The organism is Desulfonatronospira sp. (assembly GCA_003563255.1).
GTDB lineage: Bacteria > Desulfobacterota > Desulfovibrionia > Desulfovibrionales > Desulfonatronovibrionaceae > Desulfonatronospira.
In genome coordinates, this window is the sequence record PWSL01000370.1 from 1 (window position 1) to 8,297 (window position 8,297).

The 8,297-nt window shown below is 53.4% G+C and carries 5 protein-coding genes; 1 reads left to right on the forward strand and 4 read right to left on the reverse strand.

Going from position 1 to position 8,297, the window contains the following annotated elements:
• Window positions 1-192: 192 nt before the first annotated feature.
• The 3 genes from QZP87_RS10855 to QZP87_RS10865 all read right to left on the reverse strand — a co-directional run bounded on the left by QZP87_RS10855 (window position 193) and on the right by QZP87_RS10865 (window position 4,510).
• Window positions 193-315 (reverse strand): hypothetical protein, encoded by a 123-nt coding sequence (locus tag QZP87_RS10855; RefSeq protein ID WP_291322947.1) that lies wholly within the window; start codon window positions 313-315, stop codon window positions 193-195.
• Window positions 316-545: 230 nt separating this feature from the next.
• Window positions 546-3,629: a UvrD-helicase domain-containing protein gene (locus QZP87_RS10860; protein ID WP_291322943.1), complete on the reverse strand. Its 3,084-nt coding sequence runs from the start codon at window positions 3,627-3,629 to the stop codon at window positions 546-548.
• Window positions 3,630-3,787: 158 nt separating this feature from the next.
• Window positions 3,788-4,510 (reverse strand): MogA/MoaB family molybdenum cofactor biosynthesis protein, encoded by a 723-nt coding sequence (locus tag QZP87_RS10865; RefSeq protein WP_291322944.1) that lies wholly within the window; start codon window positions 4,508-4,510, stop codon window positions 3,788-3,790.
• 367 nt (window positions 4,511-4,877) lie between these two features.
• Between QZP87_RS10865 and ftsH the strand changes: the two genes are divergently transcribed.
• Window positions 4,878-6,725 carry an ATP-dependent zinc metalloprotease FtsH gene (ftsH, locus tag QZP87_RS10870; protein WP_291322945.1) on the forward strand — a complete coding sequence of 616 codons (1,848 nt, stop codon included), beginning with the start codon at window positions 4,878-4,880 and terminating at the stop codon, window positions 6,723-6,725.
• Between the two features lie 421 nt (window positions 6,726-7,146).
• Here the strand turns inward: ftsH and QZP87_RS10875 are convergent, their stop codons facing one another.
• Window positions 7,147-7,590: a host attachment protein gene (locus QZP87_RS10875; RefSeq protein ID WP_291322946.1), complete on the reverse strand. Its 444-nt coding sequence runs from the start codon at window positions 7,588-7,590 to the stop codon at window positions 7,147-7,149.
• Window positions 7,591-8,297 lie beyond the last annotated feature (707 nt).

Consider the following 8,297-nt stretch of genomic DNA (forward strand, 5'->3'; position numbering starts at 1 on the left):
TATTCCTGGATACCGGCTTCCGCCGGTATGACATCACAATGCAACGACCTGTTTTCATTCGTCATTCCGGCGAAAGCCGGAATCCAGGTATTTTCTTAGTGTAAGATCGCCCGGAGTTATTAAGTTGCGATCCATTCTATTGATTCAATTTCAATAATTTTAAATGGTTAGCAGACAACTTGCGTTGTTGGGTTAACTTGAAAAAAACTTGATTTCTATTTTATTTTGATTTAAAGGCTCTGCAACAGCAACAAAGGCATGCTTATTGCTAATATCATTATTATGAGAAAAGTCAGAAGTCTTATCCAGCATCATTTCAACCCCCTGCATGTCTATTGCCGTCTGAGGTGTGTGGGGTTCAGGCCGCTCATGGCACAACGGGTGTGTACCCTGTACGAAAAATTCTTTTACAATTTCCTTATGCGATAACCACCCCGCCTTTCAGGCACTGTGCCTGTCGGTACACAAACCAGAGTACTCAGCGGGGGACAGTCCCCAGGGCCTGGTGCCATTAACCATCACCGAGGACCCCCTGAATGGTTGCCTCAAAACAACCTGGGCCTCTTTTCCTTGCTGGTCTTTTGAACCCTGGCCCTGGTTTTGTTGACCTTTTCCATGGAAAGCCCAGACAGGAACCGGGACTCTTTAAGCTTCAGCATTCGACCGTATATCTTTCTGCTGCCGGCATTACTCAAAAAAAGAAATCGCCTGGCCCTGGTAAGACCTACATAAAAAAGTCTTTTTTCTTCATGCTCATCGCTTTTGGGCTGACCTGTCCCGGGCTTGCCCAGCAATATATCCGCCCCGGCAAAGGGCAGTAACCCGTCCTCCAGGCAGGGTAAAAACACTGCCTCAAATTCCAGCCCCTTGGCAGCGTGCATGGTCATAATTCTGACTTTTCTGCCCCTTAGTTCCGCCTCATCAAATTCGCTCTCCAAACGGATATGGCTTATCAGCCCTGCCCAGCCGCCTTTTTCCCGGTACTCTCTATCCAGCTCCTTAAAGGCCCTGCTCTTCCAGAAAAGCTTGTCAAAGGGCGGAACTTCCTCCAGGTAGGCCGCAATCCCCAGAGGCCCTTTAGCCAGCACCTTTGTGGGACATTCAAACTTCTGTTCACTAAAACTTACTCCAAGAACCCTGGCCGCAGCTTTCAAGATCAATTCCACCCTGGGATCGCGGTAAAACGGTTCCTGCTGGGGTACACTGGCCGGGATACCCATGCGGTGCAGCTCACTTTCCAGGACCTCACCCAGAGCCTTGAAACGCACCAGGACGGCTATATCTTCCGGGGCCAGGCCAGGCTGCTCATCCTGACCGTCCATCTGCCAATGCCCGGTTCCCCCCAGCAGTTCCTTGATCTTTTGTCCCACCCAGTTCGCCTCCTGCAGGCCGTCCAGGGCATGATAATAGTACATGCGGGCCTCTTTTTCAAAACAGGCCTTCAGTCTGTCATCACCTGGAAAAAGTCCCCGGGAAAGATCCAGGATATCCTGGGCTGAGCGGTAATTCATGTGCAGGACAACGATTCTTGAATCCGGCCAGAAGGAGCTGAGCACTTCCTGGACATTCCCGGCGGCACCCCGGAAACCGTAAATTGACTGCCTGGGATCGCCTATGCCGAAAAACCCCTCCCCTTTCTCCGGCAGCAACTCTTTTAATATCATGAACTGCAGCATTGACAGGTCCTGTATCTCGTCCACCAGCACATGGGTATACGGCCGGACAAATCTGCCGCTTTGCAGTTCGTTCAACCAGAACTCCAAAAGGTCAGTGTAGTCAGCCTGGTTCCAGTCCTGCTTCTGCCTGTTGTAATTCTGACCGGGGGTAGAAACCGCCTTTAACTGCTCCCGGGCAGTACTGTTTTCCTGCCAGGCCCTTTTCAGGGCCGAAGCCTTGAGTTCCGGGTTGGCGGCCTCAAAAACCTTCAGGGCTTCTTCTTCTCCCAGGATCAGGGGTTCTTCCCCATAAACCCTTGTCCAGTGTTCAAAGGCCATGGCATGCATGGTTTCAGCCTGAGGCAGGGCCTGTTCCCGACCGTGGATGTCGGCCAGCCTCTCTTTTAATTCACCGGCTGCCTTACGGGTAAAGGTCAGGACCAGGATGTGCCTGGGATTTTCTCCCTGCACCAAAAGACTTCTGATACGTCCCATGAGGGTCTGGGTCTTGCCCGTGCCGGGACCGGCCAGGACCAGCACCGGTTTCGGCCCGGTCTCAATGGCCTGCTGCTGTTCAGCATTGTATTCCAGGACTTTTTCCATGGCCTGTCTGTTATTCCTGGAATCATCATGCCCGGTTTTTTGGCGCTCATAACCTGTTTCCTGGGCTTGCCCGGACGCAGGCATAAGCCTTTTGCCCTTTTTGAACTTTTCCCTTTCGGCCTTTGTAAAGACCCTGACCACGCCGTACTCCCCGTCATATCCAGGCTGGCGGATAACATCCCCTGAGCGCATCCTGGCGATCCCCCTGCCCAGGGGGGCATGATATCTGCCCAGGTCCTCCACCGGCACATCCTGCAGGATGCCAAGCTCCGGCCCGAACCTGTGCACAAGGCGGTTGTAAAAGCCCTGCACCTTCTTGGTCCTGGGCCCTACCCCCAGAAACTCGGAAATCAACTCCTTCAAAGGGATTACAGACGAAAAACCCGGCTGGCAATCAGGCTGCCTGGGCTCATGCCTGTCCGCCATGGACATAATCCTGTTCAGCACCCCCACTGTCACATCCTTGCCGCACACCGGGCATTTGCCCCCGTGGGCCAGGGTCTGCCGGGGATCCATGACCACCCCGCATTTGCGGTGCCCGTCCAGGTGGTACTTGCCCTCTTCGGGAAAAAATTCCAGGGTCCCCAGGAAGTTATGCTCCTGCCCCTCCCGGCGCAGTGCCCGGAAAATTCCTTCAAAGCTAATTTCCCCCTGAAACAGGTTCACTTCCCGGCCCAGATTTTCAGCGCTGTGGGCGTCGGAGTTGGACACCATGGCAAATCGGTCCAGCTGGCTCCACATCCAGTTCATCTCCGGATCCGAAGACAGCCCCGTCTCCAGGGCGAATATATGCTCTGACAGGTCACCGAAGCACTCCTCCAGGCTGTCGAATCCGGACCTGGAACCGAACAGGGAGAACCAGGGTGTCCAGATATGGGCCGGAATCACGAACCCCCAGGGATCGGTCTCCAGCACCATCTCCAGTAGATTCCTGGAGTCCAGGCCCAGAATGGGCCTTCCATCAGCCTTGAGATTGCCGATACGCTCCAGCCTGGTGTTAAATTTTAGGGCCTTTTCCAGGCTTGGCAAAAAAACCAGGTTGTGGATTTTGCGGACCTTGCCGCCCTGCTTGTAGATGGAGCTGATCTCCGCTGAAAGCATGAACCTGGTTTTGCCATGCAGTTTATGTTCAAACCCCGGGATATATGAGGATAGGTCATTGTCCTGGCGCAGCTGCAACAGGCCGTCTTCTGCCTGGACCAGGTGTTTGTGCAGCATTTGCATCCAGCCCGGGTGGGTAAAGTCCCCTGTGCCCACCACGTGAATGCCCTTAGCCGTGGCCCAGGCAGCCAGGCTTGGAGGGTCCAGGCTCCTGCTGGTGGCCCGGGAATAACAGGAATGTATGTGCAGATCAGCTATAAATGTGTCCATGATTCGCCTGTTCAGCTTTCTAATGTCTTGACGAGGACTGTGCCGGCAACTCAGGTGAAAGAGCTGCCTCTGCCCTTAGTCCGTAGTCCTTAAATGGAAGAAATTCAACACGCCAGAAGGGTGACAATCAGGGTGTGAGGGGTTGGTAACTGCCGCGGCTACTTCCCTGCGCAGTCCGCAGGATCACCCTGCAGCTTGGCCAGGGCGTGCTCCATGGCCGGCAGCACCGCTTCCAGGTTTTCCCTGACACCTTTGGGGCTTCCCGGAAGATTTACGATAATGCTTTGATCCAGGGTGCCGGCGATGGCCCTGGAGATGGCCGCATGGGGCGTCTTTTGCAAAGAGGCGGCCATCATGGCCTGCTCAAAGCCCGGCAGTCGTTTATCCAGGACCCGCAGCGTGGCCTCAGGAGTAATGTCCCTGGGACCCAGACCGGTCCCGCCGGTGGTCAGGATCAGGTCAAACCCGGCATTCAGCGCCAGGTGCTGCAAGAGAGACCGCAATAGAAAGACGTCATCGGGTATGATAAACCCCCTGCACAGGCTCAGATTCAGAAGTCTTTCCGAGGTCTCCCGAATCATGGGTCCGCTGGTGTCGACGCGCTCGCCCTTTGCCCCCTTGTCGCTCATAGTGATCCAGGCCAGGGATCTTCCCCGGCACCGGCGCTGCACTGCAATGCCCCCCTGCAGGTCAATATCCTCCAGGGCCATGAGGGTCAGCCCCAAAAACCCGGTTTCCCCTGAACCGCACATCCAGGGCTTGTCAAGCACCTGCAGCACAGGGTTTTCAAGGTGCAGAAATGTTCCAGCCCGCAGGTCGCCCAGGCCTGTATCCCGGGTTTCATAACTGCCATGCACCCCGGTGAAGCCTGACGGTCCCAAAACGCAAACCTGCCCCCCAGTCAATGTCTCTTGGCCATGAATCGTCAGCATGCCCTGCAGTCTCCCTTTGTGTTGAAAGTTGCTCTCTTGATCACTACAGCGAAACTTCTAAAATCAGGACTGGAAACTTATTGATAAAAATTGGCCCGGGGGTACCTGTCCCCAATGGAATACATGTGCCGTAATCGTAGTTTCACAGTAGTGTTGCCGGTCGACACAATAGAAAAAAGCCCGGCTCAAATCAAGACCGGGTACAGCACTCCCCAAAGCAGGCAGGTTCCAGGCCGCCCTTGACAAAAGCTTGAAATAACTTCCTGATACAGATAATGAAAGAGGTGATCGTCTTCATGACAGTATTAAGGAGATAATGATGCAAAATAAAGAACAACAACAGAAACAGGACTTTAGAAGCAATACATTTCTGCACGTACTTATATTATTGTTCATGGTCCTTCTCATACTGAACTTTGCAGCCCCCATGTGGCAGACCACGCATATCAGCTACAGTGAGTTCCTGGCCCAAGTGCGCTCCGAGAACGTCGAAGAGATAACTGTTCGCGGTGACAGGATAGAAGGATCTGTCAAGGAAGAAGTGCAGAAGGAGGACATCTCCTACACCGGCTTCGTAACTTATACTCCTGCCTTTGGAGACGATGAGCTGATGCCCCTTCTGCAGGAAAAAGACATCCAGGTCCATACCCAGCCGGAGCGAAGCCCCTTTTTCTGGTATCTGCTTCTGTCTACGGTGCCGCTTCTGCTCATCGTTCTTTTGCTTTATTCCCAGTACAAAAAGATGCAGGGCGGAGGCGGCCTTTTCGGATTCGGCAAAAGTCAGGCCAAAAAGTTTGACCAGGGCAGGCAGAGCGTTACATTCCAGGACGTTGCCGGTGCCAGAGAAGCTAAGGTGGAACTAATGGAAGTTGTGGATTACCTCAAGGATCCCCAGAAGATTCATGGCATGGGTGGCAAAGTCCCGCGCGGGGTAATACTGCTGGGCCCACCCGGCACCGGGAAGACCCTGCTGGCAAAGGCCGTTGCCGGAGAATCCGGAGTTCCTTTTTTGAGTATAACCGGCTCGGACTTTATGGAAATGTTTGTCGGCGTTGGAGCCAAAAGAGTGCGCAACCTCTTTGAAGAAGCCCGGCAAAACGCTCCCAGTATTATCTATATTGACGAGATTGACGCCATCGGCCGCAGGCGCGGCTCAGGAATGGGCGGTGGCCATGACGAGCGGGAACAGACCCTGAACCAGCTTCTGGGGGAACTGGACGGCTTTGAAGAACATGAAAACATTGTGGTCATGACCTCCACCAACCGACCCGATATCCTGGACCCCGCCCTGACCAGGCCAGGCAGGTTTGATCGGCGCATAATGGTGGATCTGCCCACGGTCCGGGACCGGGAGGAACTCTTACAGGTTCACTCGAAAAACAAAAAACTGGACCATGACGTGGACCTGCAGCGCCTGGCCCGGGAAACTCCCGGATTTTCCGGGGCAGACCTGGAAAACCTCATGAACGAGGCCGCGCTAATGGCGGCCAGGGATGGCCGCAGCCAGATAAACAGCCAGGACGTAGAAACGGCCAGGGACAAAATACTCATGGGCCTCAAGCGCCACGGACTGGTCATGACCCAGGAAGAAAAGAACATGGTGGCATACCACGAAGCAGGACATGCCATCGTGGGCGCTGTCCTGCCTCACGCTGACCCCGTCTACAAGGTTTCCATAGTCCCCAGGAGTCAGGCCATGGGGGCTACCCAGCAGTTTCCCGACCGGGAACAGTACATATATGCCCGGGAGTATATCCTGGATCGACTGGCAGTGATGATGGGGGGGCGCTGCGCCGAGGTCCAGGTGTTTTCCACCGCTACCAGCGGTGCTGCCAACGATCTGCAGCAGGCTTCCAAAATGGCCCGCAGAATGGTAATGGAATGGGGTATGAGCGAGGCCTTCGAGCATATGGCCTTTGGTGATCCTGGAAAGGAAATATTTCTGGGTGAAGATCTGGGCAAGGCCAGAGAGTACAGTGAGATGACAGCCCGGAAAATCGACCAGGAGGTAGAAGCCATCCTCAAAAAGGCCTTTGAAAGAGCCCAGGAAGTTCTATCTTCCCGAAGGAGGGCCATGGACGAGCTGGCCCAGGCCCTGCTGGAAAATGACGAGGTTTCCGGAGAAACCGTGTATGCTATAGTTGAAGGGAAAGTATCTGCATAGCCCCAGTCGGGCATGGGGACTGACTCTGCAAGCACTTATTATATTTCAGATTATCTGTTTAGCACTACAGCGACACTTTATTTAAGCTGGAAGGGGACTGGCTCTTTTGCCGCCGGATCGTCCGGCCGTTTTACGGGTTGAGGTCGGCAAAAGTGCCTGTCCCCGGTGGCCGAGACGATAATATACCCAAAGTGTCGCTGTAGTGTTAGCGCTTTTATGGAAAGCAGGGGACAGGCACTCCGGGACGCACTTGAGCATCATTTTGTGCTCAAAACGACTCATTTGCTGGGACAAGCGGGTCCCGGAAGAAGCCAGTCCCTATACCACATGCAAAGCGCTGAACAGATACCTTTGATTGCTCTCACGCTCTGCGTGGGAGCATCATCCGTCGACTCTGCAGCCCCAAAAGTCCATCTATTCATTACCATAGGTATTCCGGGAGGCGTTTCCTGATTTCTTCCGGTTTTTCAATACGGCACAGATCTTTGTCCAATTCATTGCTCAGAGCCTTGCGGGCATTGTCGTTGAGGTTATTCCTGAGCATCCCCAGAAATGAAGGCGAAGCCGCAAGGACCAGCCTTTCATATTTATTGTTGTGCAGACTCTTTTCCAGATGTTCCGCAATTTTCTGGGCGAAGCGTTCCGCCTCCAGCTTGCGCCCCGGGGTCTGTTCAACAGCAGTTCTGAATTCACCCTGCATTGAATACATTCTTCCAGCCTTGTCAGATTTCAAGTCCTGATCACGCATCCGGGACTCGGGATGCTCAAACTTTTCCAGTTCAGTCAAACCACCTCCTCGGGCATTGGCTCCAAAAATTCTTGCCTGTGAACTATCTGCCACCACTACCCAGGCTTTGTAATCCATACTCTACCTCCTTGGTTTATGTTCAGGCAATAACACTGCAGCGACACTTCAGCACTACAGCGAAACTTATGATTGACCTGCGGGGACTGGCTCTCCCAGCACTTATTTTTTCCAGTAAAACCAAGATCATTATTAATAAAAATAAGTGCAGTTGGTGCCTGTCCCCCAATTGAGGCAGGCATAAATTTTTTTAGTTTCGCTGTAGTGTCAGGCGCTTAGTGAAAATTTCAGACCAACATGTTGGTCGTTAAGAAAACATTTTGCTTGCATGTTTGGGGACAGGCACCCCGGCACTTTTTTTATTGAACAAGAAAAAGAATTAGAAAAATAAATGCCGGGAGAGCCAGTACCCCTCCGGGCTGTAAGCCTCCGGGCAGGAAGCCGTGCTCAACGCGTCCTGCAAGGGTTAACCGGATGATGCCTTGAAGGGGCCACTTTTTCCGCGCAGGGTCGCGGAAAAAGCCAGGTGACTTACTCCTGAGACCCTGCCTGCCCCGTTAAACAACGCTGTAAGCGTTCCAGCTTTGCTGGGTTTAACCGGGGCCTGCCCGGTTAAACAACGCTGTAAGCGTTCCAGCTTTGCTGGGTTTAACCGGGTCACAAAAAACAAGGTATCTGTTTAGCGCTTTCAAGGAAAGCAGGGGACAGGCACTCCGGGACCCACTTGAGCATCATTTTGTGCTTAAAATATCTCATTTTTTGGGACA